This is a genomic window from Pseudomonas palmensis (assembly GCF_049942755.1).
GTDB lineage: Bacteria > Pseudomonadota > Gammaproteobacteria > Pseudomonadales > Pseudomonadaceae > Aquipseudomonas > Aquipseudomonas palmensis.
This window is the reverse complement of record NZ_CP187958.1, coordinates 668,084-681,826: the sequence shown is the minus strand read 5'-3', so window position 1 is coordinate 681,826 and position 13,743 is coordinate 668,084. Positions and strand designations below refer to the sequence as shown.

16 protein-coding genes and 1 tRNA gene are annotated in these 13,743 nt (G+C 60.7%); 15 read left to right on the top strand and 2 right to left on the bottom strand.

Features of this window, described 5'->3' with window-relative positions:
• Positions 1-113 precede the first annotated feature (113 nt).
• From dapA to ACPRTJ_RS03080, 9 genes are all read left to right on the top strand, one after another.
• The gene (gene dapA / locus ACPRTJ_RS03120) at positions 114-992 is read left to right on the top strand and encodes a 4-hydroxy-tetrahydrodipicolinate synthase (protein ID WP_043864222.1); all 879 of its coding nucleotides are present in this window, start codon (positions 114-116) and stop codon (positions 990-992) included.
• A 17-nt stretch (positions 993-1,009) separates the two neighbouring features.
• Positions 1,010-2,125, top strand: a complete 1,116-nt coding sequence (gene bamC, locus ACPRTJ_RS03115; protein ID WP_213607179.1) for an outer membrane protein assembly factor BamC — start codon at positions 1,010-1,012, stop codon at positions 2,123-2,125.
• On the top strand, positions 2,126-2,884 hold the full coding sequence (locus ACPRTJ_RS03110; RefSeq protein WP_043864220.1) for an MBL fold metallo-hydrolase: 759 nt from the start codon (positions 2,126-2,128) through the stop codon (positions 2,882-2,884).
• A gap of 30 nt (positions 2,885-2,914) precedes the next feature.
• Positions 2,915-3,625, top strand: coding sequence for a phosphoribosylaminoimidazolesuccinocarboxamide synthase (gene purC, locus ACPRTJ_RS03105; RefSeq protein ID WP_010223163.1), 711 nt, complete (start codon positions 2,915-2,917; stop codon positions 3,623-3,625).
• Positions 3,626-3,717: 92 nt separating this feature from the next.
• Positions 3,718-3,807, top strand: a tRNA-Ser gene (locus ACPRTJ_RS03100).
• A 249-nt stretch (positions 3,808-4,056) separates the two neighbouring features.
• Positions 4,057-4,182, top strand: a complete 126-nt coding sequence (locus tag ACPRTJ_RS03095) for a hypothetical protein (RefSeq protein ID WP_254996984.1) — start codon at positions 4,057-4,059, stop codon at positions 4,180-4,182.
• A 64-nt stretch (positions 4,183-4,246) separates the two neighbouring features.
• Complete coding sequence (locus ACPRTJ_RS03090; RefSeq protein WP_054914966.1) at positions 4,247-5,464, top strand: YcaO-like family protein; 1,218 nt, start codon at positions 4,247-4,249, stop codon at positions 5,462-5,464.
• A gap of 80 nt (positions 5,465-5,544) precedes the next feature.
• Positions 5,545-6,810, top strand: a complete 1,266-nt coding sequence (locus tag ACPRTJ_RS03085; RefSeq protein ID WP_426428023.1) for a trans-sulfuration enzyme family protein — start codon at positions 5,545-5,547, stop codon at positions 6,808-6,810.
• A 188-nt stretch (positions 6,811-6,998) separates the two neighbouring features.
• Positions 6,999-7,190, top strand: coding sequence for a YhfL family protein (locus tag ACPRTJ_RS03080; RefSeq protein ID WP_043864211.1), 192 nt, complete (start codon positions 6,999-7,001; stop codon positions 7,188-7,190).
• A gap of 163 nt (positions 7,191-7,353) precedes the next feature.
• Here ACPRTJ_RS03080 and ACPRTJ_RS03075 read toward each other — a convergent pair whose 3' ends face one another.
• Positions 7,354-7,581, bottom strand: coding sequence for a YdcH family protein (locus tag ACPRTJ_RS03075; RefSeq protein ID WP_043864210.1), 228 nt, complete (start codon positions 7,579-7,581; stop codon positions 7,354-7,356).
• Positions 7,582-7,695: 114 nt separating this feature from the next.
• On the opposite strand from ACPRTJ_RS03075, the gene ACPRTJ_RS03070 reads away from it, so the two are divergent.
• The 5 genes from ACPRTJ_RS03070 (at position 7,696) to ACPRTJ_RS03050 (ending at position 12,428) form a co-directional block, all read left to right on the top strand.
• Positions 7,696-8,061 (top strand): 5-carboxymethyl-2-hydroxymuconate Delta-isomerase, encoded by a 366-nt coding sequence (locus tag ACPRTJ_RS03070; protein ID WP_058541519.1) that lies wholly within the window; start codon positions 7,696-7,698, stop codon positions 8,059-8,061.
• 200 nt (positions 8,062-8,261) lie between these two features.
• Positions 8,262-9,896, top strand: coding sequence for a phosphoethanolamine transferase (locus ACPRTJ_RS03065; protein ID WP_313327886.1), 1,635 nt, complete (start codon positions 8,262-8,264; stop codon positions 9,894-9,896).
• 97 nt (positions 9,897-9,993) lie between these two features.
• A complete protein-coding gene (gene rnd / locus ACPRTJ_RS03060; protein WP_043864207.1) occupies positions 9,994-11,127 on the top strand; it encodes a ribonuclease D in 1,134 nt (377 codons plus the stop codon).
• Positions 11,124-11,417 (top strand): YcgL domain-containing protein, encoded by a 294-nt coding sequence (locus ACPRTJ_RS03055; RefSeq protein ID WP_043864206.1) that lies wholly within the window; start codon positions 11,124-11,126, stop codon positions 11,415-11,417. Before rnd ends, ACPRTJ_RS03055 begins: the two co-directional genes overlap by 4 nt.
• A gap of 78 nt (positions 11,418-11,495) precedes the next feature.
• On the top strand, positions 11,496-12,428 hold the full coding sequence (locus tag ACPRTJ_RS03050; RefSeq protein ID WP_426428019.1) for a D-2-hydroxyacid dehydrogenase: 933 nt from the start codon (positions 11,496-11,498) through the stop codon (positions 12,426-12,428).
• 100 nt (positions 12,429-12,528) lie between these two features.
• Here the strand turns inward: ACPRTJ_RS03050 and ACPRTJ_RS03045 are convergent, their stop codons facing one another.
• A complete protein-coding gene (locus ACPRTJ_RS03045) occupies positions 12,529-13,122 on the bottom strand; it encodes a nitroreductase family protein (RefSeq protein ID WP_058541521.1) in 594 nt (197 codons plus the stop codon).
• 152 nt (positions 13,123-13,274) lie between these two features.
• On the opposite strand from ACPRTJ_RS03045, the gene ACPRTJ_RS03040 reads away from it, so the two are divergent.
• Positions 13,275-13,721: a YcgN family cysteine cluster protein gene (locus tag ACPRTJ_RS03040; protein WP_043864203.1), complete on the top strand. Its 447-nt coding sequence runs from the start codon at positions 13,275-13,277 to the stop codon at positions 13,719-13,721.
• The last annotated feature ends 22 nt before the right edge of the window (positions 13,722-13,743 follow it).

Sequence of the window (13,743 nt, the reverse complement as noted above, 5' to 3'; positions counted from 1 at the left end):
GAAGGGTAGCGAAAATGGTCGCCGAGGGGAATGCTCCTGCCGCCTGCTTCGCTTGTGCAAGCCCTGTGGCGCCAGTACCATTACCGCTCTCTTTTTCCGGCAGGAGCAGCTTCATGATTGCGGGCAGTATGGTGGCATTGGTCACACCCATGGATGCACAAGGGCGTCTTGACTGGGACAGCCTCAGCAAACTCGTGGACTTCCACCTGGAAAACGGCACCCACGCCATCGTTGCGGTCGGTACCACCGGCGAATCGGCGACCCTGGATGTCAATGAGCACATCGAAGTCATCAAGGCCGTGGTCAAGCAGGTCAACGGCCGTATTCCGGTGATCGCCGGTACGGGTGCCAACTCCACCAGCGAAGCGGTGCACCTGACCCGCAATGCCAAGGACGCCGGTGCCGACGCCTGCCTGCTGGTGGTGCCTTACTACAACAAGCCGACCCAGGAAGGCCTGTACCAGCACTTCAAGCACATTGCCGAAGCCGTCGACATCCCGCAGATCCTCTACAACGTGCCCGGCCGTACCGCCTGTGACATGCAGGCCGAGACCGTGATCCGTCTCTCGAGCGTGCCGAACATCATCGGCATCAAGGAAGCCACCGGCGACCTCAAGCGTGCCAAGGCGATCCTGGATGGCGTGAGCAAGGATTTCATCGTGCTGTCCGGCGATGATCCGACCGCCGTCGAACTGATCCTGCTGGGCGGTAAAGGCAACATCTCGGTGACCGCCAACGTCGCCCCGCGCGAAATGGCCGACCTGTGCAACGCCGCACTCGAAGGCAAGGCCGACGAGGCCCGCGCCATCAACGAAAAACTGATGCCCCTGCACAAGGACCTGTTCGTCGAAGCCAACCCGATTCCGGTGAAGTGGGCTTTGGTCGAAATGGGGCTGATGCACAAGGGCATCCGCCTGCCGCTGACCTGGCTGAGCGAATCCTGTCACGATACGGTACGCCAGGCCATGCGCCAGTGCGGCCTGAAGTTTTAATTGAGGACGTACACCGCATGAAGCGATTGGCTGGTCTTTCCGCCCTTGCCTTGATCATCTCCAGCACCAGTGGTTGTGGCTGGCTCTGGGGCGAAGAGGGTTACTTCCGTGACCGGGGCAGCGATTATCTGGAGGCCACTCAAAAGCCGCCGATGCAGCTGCCGCCGGATGTCAGCAACGTCAAGCGTCTTGACCCGCTGCTGCCGATTCCGCGCAACGTCGCCGACGACAACGTCAAGGGCGAGTTCGAAGTGCCGCGTCCACAGCCGTTGGCGGCAGGTGCCGACATCAGCGATTTCAGCCTGCAGAAGAGCGGCGCTTCGCGTTGGGTCCTGGCCCAGCGCGCCCCGGCCGAGGTGTGGCCGGTGGCCCACCAGTTCTTCGAGGACAACGGCTTCCGCATCGCCGAAGAGCGCCCGCAGACCGGTGAGTTCAGCACCACCTGGCAGCGTTTCGACGAGTTGTCGGCGTCCATGGCCCAGCGCCTGGGCGGTGTTGCAGGCAGCAGCAACAATGAAATCCGTGCCCGGGTTCGCATCGAGCCGGGCGTACAGCGCAATACCAGTGAAGTCTATGTGGTGACCGTCGAGCGTGCTGCCGGCAGCGCCACCGAACAGGACTTCCCGGCACGCGCCGAGAACACCGGTGTGGACGCTGCACTGGTCGACGAAATGCTTGCCAGCATGACCCGCAGCGCCGAGAAGGGCGGTTCGGTATCGCTGCTGGCGGCCCGTGACTTCGATACCCCGAGCCGTGTCAGCCTGAGCGAAGACGGTAGCGGCAACCCGGTACTGAACCTGGGCGCCGACCTCGATCGCGCCTGGTCCAGCGTCGGCCGTGCCCTGGAACAGGGCGAATGGCGGGTTGAGGACATCAACCGCAGCCTGGGCCTGTACTACATCAACCTTGCCGAAAAAGCCGAGGCCAAGGACCAGGAGCCTGGTTTCTTCAGCCGCCTGTTCGGCAGCGCGCCGAGCAAGGAAGAGCGTGAAGCCCGCGCCGAGCGCTATCAGGTACGCCTGAGCAAGGTGGGTGACAGCGTGCAGGTGACGGTCGAGAAGAACATCAACACCGTGGCCCCGGCCGATGTGGCCCGTCGCGTGCTGAGCGTCATCCAGGACAACCTGGGTTAAGTGCGCTTCGCCGTACTCGGAAGTGGCAGCCAGGGAAATGGCACGCTGATTGTCAGTGGCAGTACCTGCGTACTGGTCGATTGCGGGTTCTCCCTGCGCGAAACCGAGCGGCGTCTGGCGCTGCTCGGCGTGTCGGCGGCGCAGTTGAGCGCGGTGCTGGTGACCCACGAGCATGCCGACCACGTGCATGGGGTGGGTTTGCTGGCGCGGCGCTACAATGTGCCGGTGTACCTCAGTCGTGGCACCTTGCGCGGGATGCGCAAGCCCGTGGAGCCCAGCGGCTTCCTGGCAGCTGGCGATACCCTGCAGCTGGGTGCATTGAGCATTGCCGCCGTTGGCGTCAGCCACGATGCGCTGGAGCCCTTGCAGTATGTGTTCAGCGATGGCCGCCGCCGGTTTGGCGTGCTGACCGACCTGGGCTCGTACGACGCGGCCCTGCTCGACAGCTATCAGGGCCTGGACGCCTTGCTGATCGAAGCCAACCATTGTCGCGACATGCTGGGCCGCGGGCATTACCCGATGTTCCTCAAGCAGCGCGTGGGTGGCGACTACGGACATTTGAACAACCACCAGGCCGCGCGCCTGGTGTCGGAGTTGGGCTGGCAGAACCTGCAGCACCTGGTGCTGGCCCACCTCAGCAGCAAGAACAACCTGCCACAGCTGGCCCGGCAATGTTTCGTCGACGCCCTCGGGTGTGACCCGGACTGGCTGCAAGTGGCGAATCAGGATTACGGGCTCGACTGGCGCGAAATCGCCTAGCCCATTTCAATTTAGCAAGCGGAGCCCATCATGGAAAAACGTGAAGAACTCTACCGCGGCAAAGCCAAGTCGGTGTACAAGACCGACGACGCCGACCGCTTGATCCTGCTGTTTCGCAACGACACCTCGGCGTTCGACGGCAAGCGTATCGAACAGCTCGACCGCAAGGGTATGGTGAACAACAAGTTCAACGCCTTCATCATGCAGAAGCTTGAAGAAGCCGGCATTCCAACCCAGTTCGACAAGCTGCTGGGCGACAACGAATGCCTGGTCAAGAAGCTCGACATGATTCCGGTCGAGTGCGTGGTGCGCAACTACGCAGCCGGCAGCCTGGTCAAGCGCCTGGGCGTGGAGGAGGGCATCAAGCTGGAGCCGTCGACGTTCGAGCTGTTCCTCAAGAACGACGAGAAGGGCGACCCGTTCATCAATGAATCCCACGTGGTTGCGTTCGGCTGGGGCACCGCCGAGCAGCTGGTGAAAATGAAGGCGCTGTCGTTGAAGGTCAACGAAGTGCTGAGCAAGCTGTTCGACGACGCTGGTCTGCTGCTGGTGGACTTCAAGCTCGAGTTCGGCGTGTTCCATGGCGAGATCGTGCTGGGTGACGAGTTCAGCCCGGATGGTTGCCGCCTGTGGGACAAGGAAACCCGCAAGAAGATGGACAAGGACCGCTTCCGTCAGGGTCTGGGCGACGTGATCGAAGCCTACGAAGAAGTTGCCAAGCGTCTGGGCGTGCCGCTGTAAGCGCGTGACTGACGCAAGCGCCTGATACCACGCGAATTTTTTTCACAAGAAGCTTTGCGTTTGGGAAAACTGCTGGTATCATGCGCGCCACTGGAGAGATGCCGGAGTGGCCGAACGGGACGGATTCGAAATCCGTTGTACTGGCAACAGTACCTAGGGTTCAAATCCCTATCTCTCCGCCATACATGCAAGAGCCCCTGAAACCTACGGTTTCAGGGGCTTTTTGCTTTTCGCGTGCGCACAGCAATTGTGCGTAGGAAACACTGTTCCCTGTTTCGGCGCATTCTGGCACTCAAGTAACACCCCATAAACCACGTATTCACGCCTGGAGTCAGGACTTTTCCTATGGGCAGTGAAAGTGGCCGGTATTACTCTCGACCTGCACCTGAAAACAAGTGCGCACATGAATCCATCATGAAAAGGATATTTCCATGGGTAAGTACTGCTGCATGTATATCAACGAGTTCAAGGTCGACCAACCTGCTGAAGACGAAGTGGATAGCGTCAAGCTGGAAGAAGAGTTCACGCCAGAAGAAGCTGCTGTACTGGCTGAGTGATGAAAATGAATGAGGCGCTTGCTGCGCCTCATTTTTCTTTCAGCGTATATGGAAATTCCAGCCGATGAACATGATTGCTCCCGAACGAACGTTGTCATTGCAAGATGCAGAAAGTGTGATAGATCAGCACTTTATCAACGAAGGAATACAGGTAACCCTGAACCGTTACGGTAGCCCGCTGTCCAGCACTGTGGCAACGCTTGAATTCCCCTTTGACAGCCGTGACATGGAGTCTGTCGGCTGCGGAAAAGGGTATGAAGCAGAGGCGCGCATCGGCGCCAAGTATGAAGCGTATGAACATAGCATGGGGCCACTTCAACTACGCTCCCATAGCGCCTTGCAGTGTTTTGATTCGGTTGTTTCCCAACCGGCCCTGCAGGACGTACTGCCGGTGCAGATGCTTCGTCATTCGAAGACTGCACAGATGGCTGTCATCCACTTTGCGGCGCATGAAGCATCAGGCGGCGCTGATCTGCACTACCCGTCATTCCTGATCAATCATCAGTATGCCAATGAAGCCATCGCTGGCGATGATACCGACTATGGCGCTGCGCGCCGATATTCCTGTGGTACGGGTGTGGCAGCAGGCTACGGGTTCGCCGAGGCGGCGATACATGCCGCGAGCGAAGTCATAGAGCGCCACGGTATCGGCCGCTTTATTGCACAGCACTTCTTTTACGAGTGCAAAACACCCATAAGAAAGATCGCTCACGCCTCGATGCCGCAAGCATTGCTGCAAACCTTGCGCGATGCGCAAGGTGCCATCGGGGCCTCGATCGAAGTGTTCGACGCCACCAGCCAGATACCCTATCCCGTTTTCATTGCCTATTGCCCAGACAAGACAATCGCCGATGTGCATGTGGTTGGCGGTGGCTGTTCGCTGTACCCGAGCCACGCCGCAGCACGCGCCATCAAGGAGCTGGTGCAGCAATACAAAGTCGCCGAAGGCCTGGAAGAGGTCACCCGGGAATGGACAGGTTCAAGGAACAACCTGGCACGGCACCCACGGCTGCTGCGGTGCCTGCGCCTGGCGTTTGATTCGACGCAGCGCGCCAGGATGACATCTGCCCCCATGCCACGCGACCCGGACAGAATGCCACTGGATCAACATTTGCTGCACCTGAAGCACGAGTGCTTCAAGGCGGATCATCCCATCTGGGTAAAGGAGCTGCATTGCAGCGCGGCCCAAGTGAGCCTGGCCTGTGCCGTCATGCCGAAAATGGAAAGGTTCTCCATCGTCTCGCTGGGTGGAAAAGTGGTGCCTTGCTACAAGTACGAGTAAACGGCACCACCCTCAGGTCGCCAGGGGCAGGTCATCATCAACGGGCTGGATCAGCCCTCTCTTTCGGAATCAGGCCATTCATGAGCCCAACCAAAAACGTGAGCCCGCGTGAACGGCAGCGCCGTGATTATCTGCTGTCTTCGCCACTCGGCGCTGCTACCCGCGCGATCCACCTGGGGCAACATGAGTCGGGCCTGGATCAGTTTCCAGTGCCCGCACTGATCTGCAATTCCGCGGCACTGTTGGACTCCGTTGAAGCGGGGAGGGACATGCTCGGCAATGCAGAGGGGGAAAACTTTGCCTACCAGCGCTACGCCAACCCCACCGTTTCCGTCCTGGAGGCGAAGTTTCGTGCCATCGAACACTGCGCCTACAGTCTGGCAGTCAACAGCGGAATGACCGCCTGCCTGCTGGTCTTTCGTGCGCTGCTGGGCGCAGGTGACCACGTCATCGTGCCCCGCGGCCTGTTCTATGAAGTGATCGAACAGCTTGAGCATGAAACACGTCAGCGTGGCATGACGCTGTCGGTCATTGAAGCGTACGAAACGGCGGCGTTTCAGGCGGCCCTGCGGCCCGACACCAGAATGATCTTTATCGAGGCACCCACCAACCCGGCTTTTCTGGACATCAATATTGCGGAACTGGCGAAACTTTGCATGAAGAACGCCGTTCTTCTGGTTGTCGACAATACCTTTCTAACGCCACTTTGCCAGAAGCCGTTGTCGCTGGGGGCGGCAGTGACCTTGTATTCCACCACCAAGCATATCAATGGGCACGGTGATGTAATGGGCGGGATGGTAAGTACCAATGACCCGGATCTGTTCAAGGCATTGAAGTCTCACAGGGAAAGTGCCGGGCTGATCCTCGACCCGTTTTCGGCCTGGCTTACGGTGCGTGGTTTGAGAACACTTGCGCTCAGATTGAAAAAGCATGCCGACAATGCACTTGCTGTCATTGCCATGTTGAATCAGGAGTTTCCCACGTTGCAATGGCGTGCCGTATGGTCGACCAGGAGCGCACAGGCCAACGGCATTGACCCGTCATTGCATACAGGTCTTATTGCCATTGTGTTGCCTTCGCAGGAAGCGGGCACAATCTTTGTTAGTCAACTGCAATTGATACGAACAGGTACCACCTTCGGGAACATTGAATCCCTGTGTTATCACTACGGTAGTTTTGCCCGAGCAGGCGGCACCGACCTGGAGCGAATGGGCGTACCTCGCGGGTTGGTCCGGATCTCTGTGGGGCTGGAAGACACCGACGATATCAATGCAGACATCAGGCGCGCACTGCGCCTTGCCATGCCCGCCGAAGCCTCGGCAGCAGGCGAAGTGTCGCCGGTGTGAAGCTCGAGAATCTGAGCCGAAAATCAGAATGACCGTCGAAGTCGATTCGCAGGCCCTGCCCGGGCAACTAGCACGAACGTTCCATAAGACTTTGAAAGGTGTAACAAATCTTTTGATTTATTGTGCTGGCCTCCTTACAATCGCCGCGCCATCAGTAAGACGGCGAATCGTAATTTAAGGGATTTAGAATGAAAAAGTTTATCAAGGCATCGGTCGCAATCGCTGTTGTTTCGGGTGTTGCCCTGCTGTCCGGTTGCACTGGCCAAGTGTACAACCAGCCAAAGAACTGCTCGTACGATTACCTGTTCCACCCTTCGGTTTCCATCTCCAAGGTTATTGGTGGCTGCGGTCCAATCGACAAACTGCCGCAGCAGCAGTAAGTTTGGCGTGATCAGGCCATTGCGGCCTGATCAAGAAACCCCGACACGCCAAGTGTCGGGGTTTTTTTTGGCTTGCCAATTACCTGGCAAAAAGTTGATATCAAAATGATATTAACTGTTGTGGTCAACTAAGATTTATCCAGCATGGCAAGCGGTACAACGCCTAGGCTTTGAGATGGTCGACGATCTCATCCTTGGTCAGCAGCCGTTTCTTGCGCAGTTCCGTCACCTGATCGTCCGTGGCGCTGCCGCTTTCTGCCTCGACCACTTGGGCGTCGATCGCGTTGTACTTCTCGTGCAACGTACTGAGCCGCGGGTCGGTTTTCTTTTTTTCGTCGAAGGCTTCCCTGGTCAGATTCAGGTCTGCAAGCAAATCGTGTTTGACCGGCATCTCTTCACCTCTGTTGATAGGTTGGTGGGCATGAACCTTCAGGATAGACGCGTTTGCCGCCCCCCGCAGATGGGGTAGTCTGTCGAATCATTTCCCCCGACGGACGCCCGAGTCATGCCCCATCTGCACCTGGAATACAGCGCCAACCTGCGCGAGCTTGAAGTCGACAAGGTTCTGCTGCGCCTGAATCACGCGCTTGTCGGCAGTGGTCAGTTCGCCCAGGAACTGGATATCAAGAGTCGCGCGCGCGCCTTCGAACATTTTCGTGTGGGCGTGGCCCCGGTCGAGCGGGCATTTGTCTGTGTGCGGCTGTCGCTGCTCAGCGGCCGCTCCCCGGAGGTCAAGAAGCAGCTCTCGGGCAGCCTGCTCGAGGTGCTCAAGGATGCGGTGGTCGAGGTGAGCGGTCGCGAGCTTCAGTTGAGCGTCGAGCTTGTCGACATGGACCGCGACAGCTACGCCAAGGTGCTGTTGCCCGCCTGACCGCTGTTCGGGGGCAGGGCGACAAGGCCCTGTTCCTGAATAAAGGCTGAACAAGAAGTGTTCTGCCCTTCGTTCAATAAAGTGCAATTATTTGTTGGCGTCTTTTTCACGAAAAATTGATGGCACCCTGCCTACAGTCCGCCTTGTTTTTAATTGATGTTGCAATGACATCGTCCCGGACTTTCAAGAAGCGAAGCGCCATGTTCAAGTTAAAGCCCCTGCGTGCCGAATGGGTAACGTTGATTGCCAGCCTGTATCTGTTGATCGGTTTCAACGCGGTGCTGTGGCAGCATGTTTTCAGTATCGTGCCGGGGGATGCCCCGGGCCTGGTGCTGCGCCTGGCGTTTGCCGTGCTGGTGTTCTGCGCGTTCAACCTGGTGCTGACGCTGGTGGCCTTCCGGCCCGTGTTCAAGCCGGTGCTGGCGGGGTTGTTCCTTGTCAGCGCGGGGGTGACCTACTTCATGAACCGCTACGGCGTGCTGATCGATGTGGGCATGTTGCGCAATACAATGGAAACCAATGCCACCGAAGTGCGTGATCTGCTCTCGTTCACGTTGGCCGGCTATATCCTGTTACTGGGCGTAGTGCCGAGTATTCTTTTATATAAAACCCCGATTCTTTATCGCACCTTCCCCCGCGAGTTGTTGAGCAAGTTGGTGGTCGGTACGGCCAGCGCAACAGTACTGGGCGCGGTGGCATTGCTCAATTACCAGGGGCTTTCCTCGTTGTTTCGCAATCACCATGAACTGCACCTGATGGTCGTGCCCAGCAACTATGTCGGCGCCGCAGTAGCCTATGTCAGCGAGCAGCTAGGCAGCGCGCATGTACCGTTGCGCCGCATTGGCGAAGATGCCGTGCGCCCGCTGGCGGTAACGCCCCAGGCCCGCAAGTCGTTGACCGTGCTGGTGGTGGGCGAGAGCGCCCGCGCTCAGAACTTCGGCCTGCTCGGTTACGACCGCGATACCACGCCTCAGCTGAGCAAGGAGGCGGGGCTGGTGGCCTTCAGCGACGTGCATTCGTGCGGCACCGAAACGGCGGTGTCGGTACCCTGCATGTTCTCCACCTTCACCCGCAAGCAGTATGACGCCAGCAAGGCCAGGAACCAGGAGGGCCTGCTCGACGTGCTGCAGCGTGCCGGCATCGCAGTGCACTGGCGCGACAACCAGTCCGGCTGCAAGGGCACCTGCGATCGCGTGGCGTTCGAGGATGTCAGCAACCTCAAGGACCCGGCCCTGTGCGCCGACAGCGAATGCCACGACGAAATCCTGTTGAAGGGGCTGGAGGCGATGCTCGACAACCTGCAGCAGGACACCGTGCTGGTACTGCACCAGATGGGCAGCCACGGGCCGGAGTACTTCAAGCGCTACCCCAAGGCCTACGAGCGTTTCACCCCGGTGTGCCGCAGCAATGCCCTGGACAAGTGCGACCGCCAGAGCATCATCAATGGCTACGACAACACCCTGGTGTACACCGACCACGTGCTGGCCACGCTGATCGACGTCTTGCGCAGTCGCCAGGACAAGGTCGACACCGCCATGCTGTACCTGTCCGACCATGGCGAGTCGCTGGGTGAGTACAACCTGTTCCTGCACGGCACGCCCTACATGCTCGCTCCCGAGCAGCAGAAGCACATACCGATGCTGGCGTGGTTTTCCGATGGCTATCGCAAGGACTACGCCGTCGATACCGACTGCCTGCAGCGCTCGCGCAACCAGCCGCTGAGCCAGGACAACCTGTTCCATTCGATGCTCGGCCTGCTGCGGGTGCACACCTCGGTGTACGACCCGCAACTGGACATGTTCGCCAGTTGCCGTCCGGTGGTCGCTACACACTGACCGCGTGCGCAGGCTGGCGAGGGAACGGCGGTCGAGCGGTTTCCCGGCGGTGGCCTGCGCCGTATATACTGCGCGCCATTGTTCGTGGGAGAGCCTTGTGGCCATCGATATTCACTGGATTTGCGACGACCGCAGCCTGGCCGAGCACTGCCGACAGTGGCGGCAGTTGCCTTATGTAGCGCTTGATACCGAATTCATGCGGGTTGACACGTTTTACCCCATCGCCGGTTTGATCCAGGTCGGCGACGGGCAGCGTGCCTTTCTGATCGATCCGTTGCTGATCGGCGACTGGCAGCCGCTGGCCGAGCTGCTCGAAGACAGCGCCGTGACCAAGGTGCTGCATGCCTGCAGCGAAGATCTCGAGGTGCTGATGCGCCTGACCGGCAGCCTGCCGGCGCCGCTGTTCGACACCCAACTGGCCGCCGGCTACCTGAATCTCGGGTTCTCCATGGGCTACTCGCGACTGGTGCAGGAAGTACTCGGCATCGAGCTGCCCAAGGGCGAGACCCGTTCGGACTGGCTGCAGCGCCCGCTGTCGGAAACCCAGGTCAGCTACGCCGCCGAAGATGCCGTGCACCTGGCCGAAGTCTACGAGCGCCTGCGCCCGCAGTTGTCCGAAGACAAGAATGCCTGGGTGCTGGAAGACGGCGCCGAGCTGGTGGCCCAACTGCGCCGCGAAACCGACCCCTACGAGCTGTACCGTGATGCCAAGCTGGCCTGGAAGCTGTCGCGTGCGCAACTGGCGGTACTGCGCGAGCTGTGCGCCTGGCGCGAACGCGAGGCGCGTGCGCGCAACCTGCCGCGCAACCGGGTGCTGCGCGAGCAATCGCTGTGGCCTCTGGCCCGTACCCAGCCCGACAATCTGTCGGCCCTGGCCAAGATCGAAGACATGCACCCGCGCACCATTCGCCAGGATGGCGAGTTCCTGCTCGAGCTGATAAAGAAGGCCGCCAGCGTGCCGCCCAGCGAGTGGCCGCCGGCCCTGCCCGAGCCCTTGCCGATCGAGGCTTCGGCGCTGCTCAAGCAGCTGCGTGCCATCGGCCAGGCCGAAGGCGAGCGCCTGGGCATCGCGCCCGAACTGATGCTGCGCAAGAAAACCCTCGAGGCGCTGCTCAAGAGCGGCTACCCCAACGGGCCCTATCAACTGCCTGATTCGTTGCGCGGCTGGCGCCGCGAGCGGATGGGCCAGGCGCTGCTCGATTGCCTGGCCGGCACCGGAGACCAGCCATGAAACGTATCTGCTCGATCTACAAGAGCCCGCGCAAGAATGAAATGTACCTCTACGTGCTCAAGGCCGATGGCCTGGAGCGCGTGCCCGAGGGGCTGCTGCCGGCCTTTGGCAAGCCGGTGCATGCCTTCGACCTGGTGTTGACCCCCGAACGCCAACTGGCCCGCGAAGACATCACCCAGGTGCTGGCCAATCTGGAGAAGCAGGGCTACCACCTGCAGATGCCGCCACTTGAAGACGAGTACATCGAGCATCTTCCCGAAGAGCTGTTGCGGCGCAACGACCCGGTCTGAGCTTTTTTCTGTCTTGCATGGCGCGGCCCGCGCAGTGAGCGGGCCAGCGCCGTGGTTTATGCCAAGGTTATCCAAAACATGCGCGTTCTGATCGTTGAACAGGATCATGCCCTTTACGCTCGCCTGCTGCGCGAGATGGCACCGGACCTCGAGGTAGTGACCAGCGGCGACTCTGCCGAACTGTCGAAGCTGGCAGCAGAATGCCCGGTGTGGCTCGGCCAGCCCGATCTGCTGGCCACCCTGCTGCGTCAGGGCCACGGCCCTGCCTGGGTGCAGTCGACCTGGGCCGGCATCACCCCGCTGCTGGTCGACGGCTTGCCGCGTGGCTATCGCCTGACGCGGGCGGTGGGCATCTTTGGCCAGGTGATGGCCGAGTACGTGCTCACCTACATGCTCGGCCATGAGCGCGAGGTGCTCGCGCGCGTGCTCAGCCAGGTGGAACGCAAGTGGGACGGGCGCCTGGGGCGCAGCCTGGAAGGGCGGCGCGTGCTGATCGTGGGCACCGGTGACATCGGCCAGCAGGTTGCCGAGTTCCTGCTGCCCTTCGGTGTCACCTTGTATGGCGTGGCCAGCCAGGCCCGCGTACAGGCGCCGTTTGTCGAGGTGGCCGGCCTGGATGAGCTGGGGCGGTTGGTGGGCGAGGTGGATTATGTGGTCAACCTGCTGCCCGACACGCCTGCCACCCACGACCTGTACAACGCCGCGCTGTTCGCCAGGTTCAACCCCCAGGCGCTGTTCATCAATGCCGGGCGTGGGGTGTCGGTGGTCGATGCCGATCTGGTCGAGGCGCTGAAGCTGGGGCACCTGGCGGGCGCGGTGATCGATGTATGCCGCCAGGAGCCGCTGCCGCAGCGTCATCCGTTCTGGACCGCCTGGGGCCTGCTGCTGACCGGGCACAGCTCGGCGCCGACCTCGCCGACGGCGATGGTGCGTTTGTTCGTGGAGAATCTGCGGGCATACGAGACGGGGCAGGCGTTGCGTGGCGAGGTGGATTTCGAGCGGGGCTACTGACTGAAACCGCGTCGCAGCCTTCGTTGGCAAGGCCGGCGCCTACAGGAGATGCCTGCAGGAGCCGGCCTTGCCGGCGAAAGGGGAGCCGCGAACTTCAGCCCTACAGGCTGAAATCACCCTCGGCCGCCAGCTCGCTCAACGGCTTGCGCGGGCTTGGCACTTCACGGGCCTGCAGGTACTCGGCCAGGCTGGCCTTGTCGCCCAGCTTGCCGATGGCGACCATCGCATGCAGTTCATAGCCGTCCGGAATCTTCAGCTCCTTGCGCGCCAGCACTTGGTCGAACCCGGCCATGCCGTGGGTATGCCAGCCACTGATGCTGGCCTGCAACGCCAGGTGGCCCCAGGCCGAGCCGGTGTCGAAGGTGTGCCACAGCGCCGGGGTTTCTTCGCTGGCGCCAGGGGCGGTAAAGGTGGTCTTGGAAATCACCAGCACCAGCGCCGAGGCGTGCTGGGCCCAGCTGCGGTTGAATTCGTTGAGCAGGCCCAGGAAGCGCTCCCAGTTCGGCGTGTCACGGCGCGCGAACAGAAAGCGCCACGGTTGCGAGTTGTAGGCCGAGGGGGCCCAGCGCGCCGCTTCGAAGAAGCTCAGCAGGGTGTCTTCGGCAATCGGTTCGGCGGTAAACGCCCGGGGCGACCAGCGCTGGATGAACTGCTCGGCAATGGCATAGTCGGCAACGCGAGGGTTGGCACTCATGGAGGGGTTCCTGACGGGGTGGGAAAACACACAGCCTGTCAAACTACTGCGTGGCGCCAGCCCTGACAAGCGGTCTGGCAAAGCCCGGCCACACGCCCTAGACTGGCGCCGCCACGCGCGCGCACTTGAATTGAAACAGGACAAAACGCACCATGCCTGCCACCCAACCCTTCTGGATCAGCAAGCCCCTCGATCAGCTCGATCGCCAGGAGTGGGAGTCGCTGTGCGATGGGTGCGGCCTGTGCTGCCTGCAAAAGCTCGAGGACGAAGACGACAACAGCGTCTACTACACCAGCATTGCCTGCAAGCTGCTCGACCTCAAGACCTGCCAGTGCAGCGATTACCCCAACCGCTTTGCCTCGGTACCCGACTGCATCCAGCTCACCCCGGGCAAGGCCGACCAGTTCAAGTGGCTGCCGCCCACCTGTGGCTATCGGTTGGTCAGCGAGGGCAAGGACCTGCCCAGCTGGCATCACCTGGTCAGTGGCGATCGCGAGCAGGTGCACAAGCAACGGATTTCGTGGTCTGGCCGCATGCTCAGTGAAGACAGCGTGGCCGAAGACGATTGGGAAGACTATCTGATTTTCCGCGCCGGCTGAGGCTGCGGCGCAAGGGGATGTG

Excerpts from the sequence above, each read along its gene's own strand:
- dapA (WP_043864222.1), top strand. The coding sequence starts at position 114 with ATGATTGCGGGCAGTATGGTGGCATTGGTCACACCCATGGATGCACAA.
- bamC (WP_213607179.1), top strand. The coding sequence starts at position 1,010 with ATGAAGCGATTGGCTGGTCTTTCCGCCCTTGCCTTGATCATCTCCAGC.
- purC (WP_010223163.1), top strand. The coding sequence starts at position 2,915 with ATGGAAAAACGTGAAGAACTCTACCGCGGCAAAGCCAAGTCGGTGTAC.
- ACPRTJ_RS03095 (WP_254996984.1), top strand. The coding sequence starts at position 4,057 with ATGGGTAAGTACTGCTGCATGTATATCAACGAGTTCAAGGTCGACCAA.
- ACPRTJ_RS03090 (WP_054914966.1), top strand. The coding sequence starts at position 4,247 with ATGAACATGATTGCTCCCGAACGAACGTTGTCATTGCAAGATGCAGAA.
- ACPRTJ_RS03085 (WP_426428023.1), top strand. The coding sequence starts at position 5,545 with ATGAGCCCAACCAAAAACGTGAGCCCGCGTGAACGGCAGCGCCGTGAT.
- ACPRTJ_RS03080 (WP_043864211.1), top strand. The coding sequence starts at position 6,999 with ATGAAAAAGTTTATCAAGGCATCGGTCGCAATCGCTGTTGTTTCGGGT.
- ACPRTJ_RS03075 (WP_043864210.1), bottom strand. The coding sequence starts at position 7,581 with ATGCCGGTCAAACACGATTTGCTTGCAGACCTGAATCTGACCAGGGAA.
- ACPRTJ_RS03070 (WP_058541519.1), top strand. The coding sequence starts at position 7,696 with ATGCCCCATCTGCACCTGGAATACAGCGCCAACCTGCGCGAGCTTGAA.
- ACPRTJ_RS03065 (WP_313327886.1), top strand. The coding sequence starts at position 8,262 with ATGTTCAAGTTAAAGCCCCTGCGTGCCGAATGGGTAACGTTGATTGCC.
- ACPRTJ_RS03055 (WP_043864206.1), top strand. The coding sequence starts at position 11,124 with ATGAAACGTATCTGCTCGATCTACAAGAGCCCGCGCAAGAATGAAATG.
- ACPRTJ_RS03050 (WP_426428019.1), top strand. The coding sequence starts at position 11,496 with ATGCGCGTTCTGATCGTTGAACAGGATCATGCCCTTTACGCTCGCCTG.
- ACPRTJ_RS03045 (WP_058541521.1), bottom strand. The coding sequence starts at position 13,122 with ATGAGTGCCAACCCTCGCGTTGCCGACTATGCCATTGCCGAGCAGTTC.
- ACPRTJ_RS03040 (WP_043864203.1), top strand. The coding sequence starts at position 13,275 with ATGCCTGCCACCCAACCCTTCTGGATCAGCAAGCCCCTCGATCAGCTC.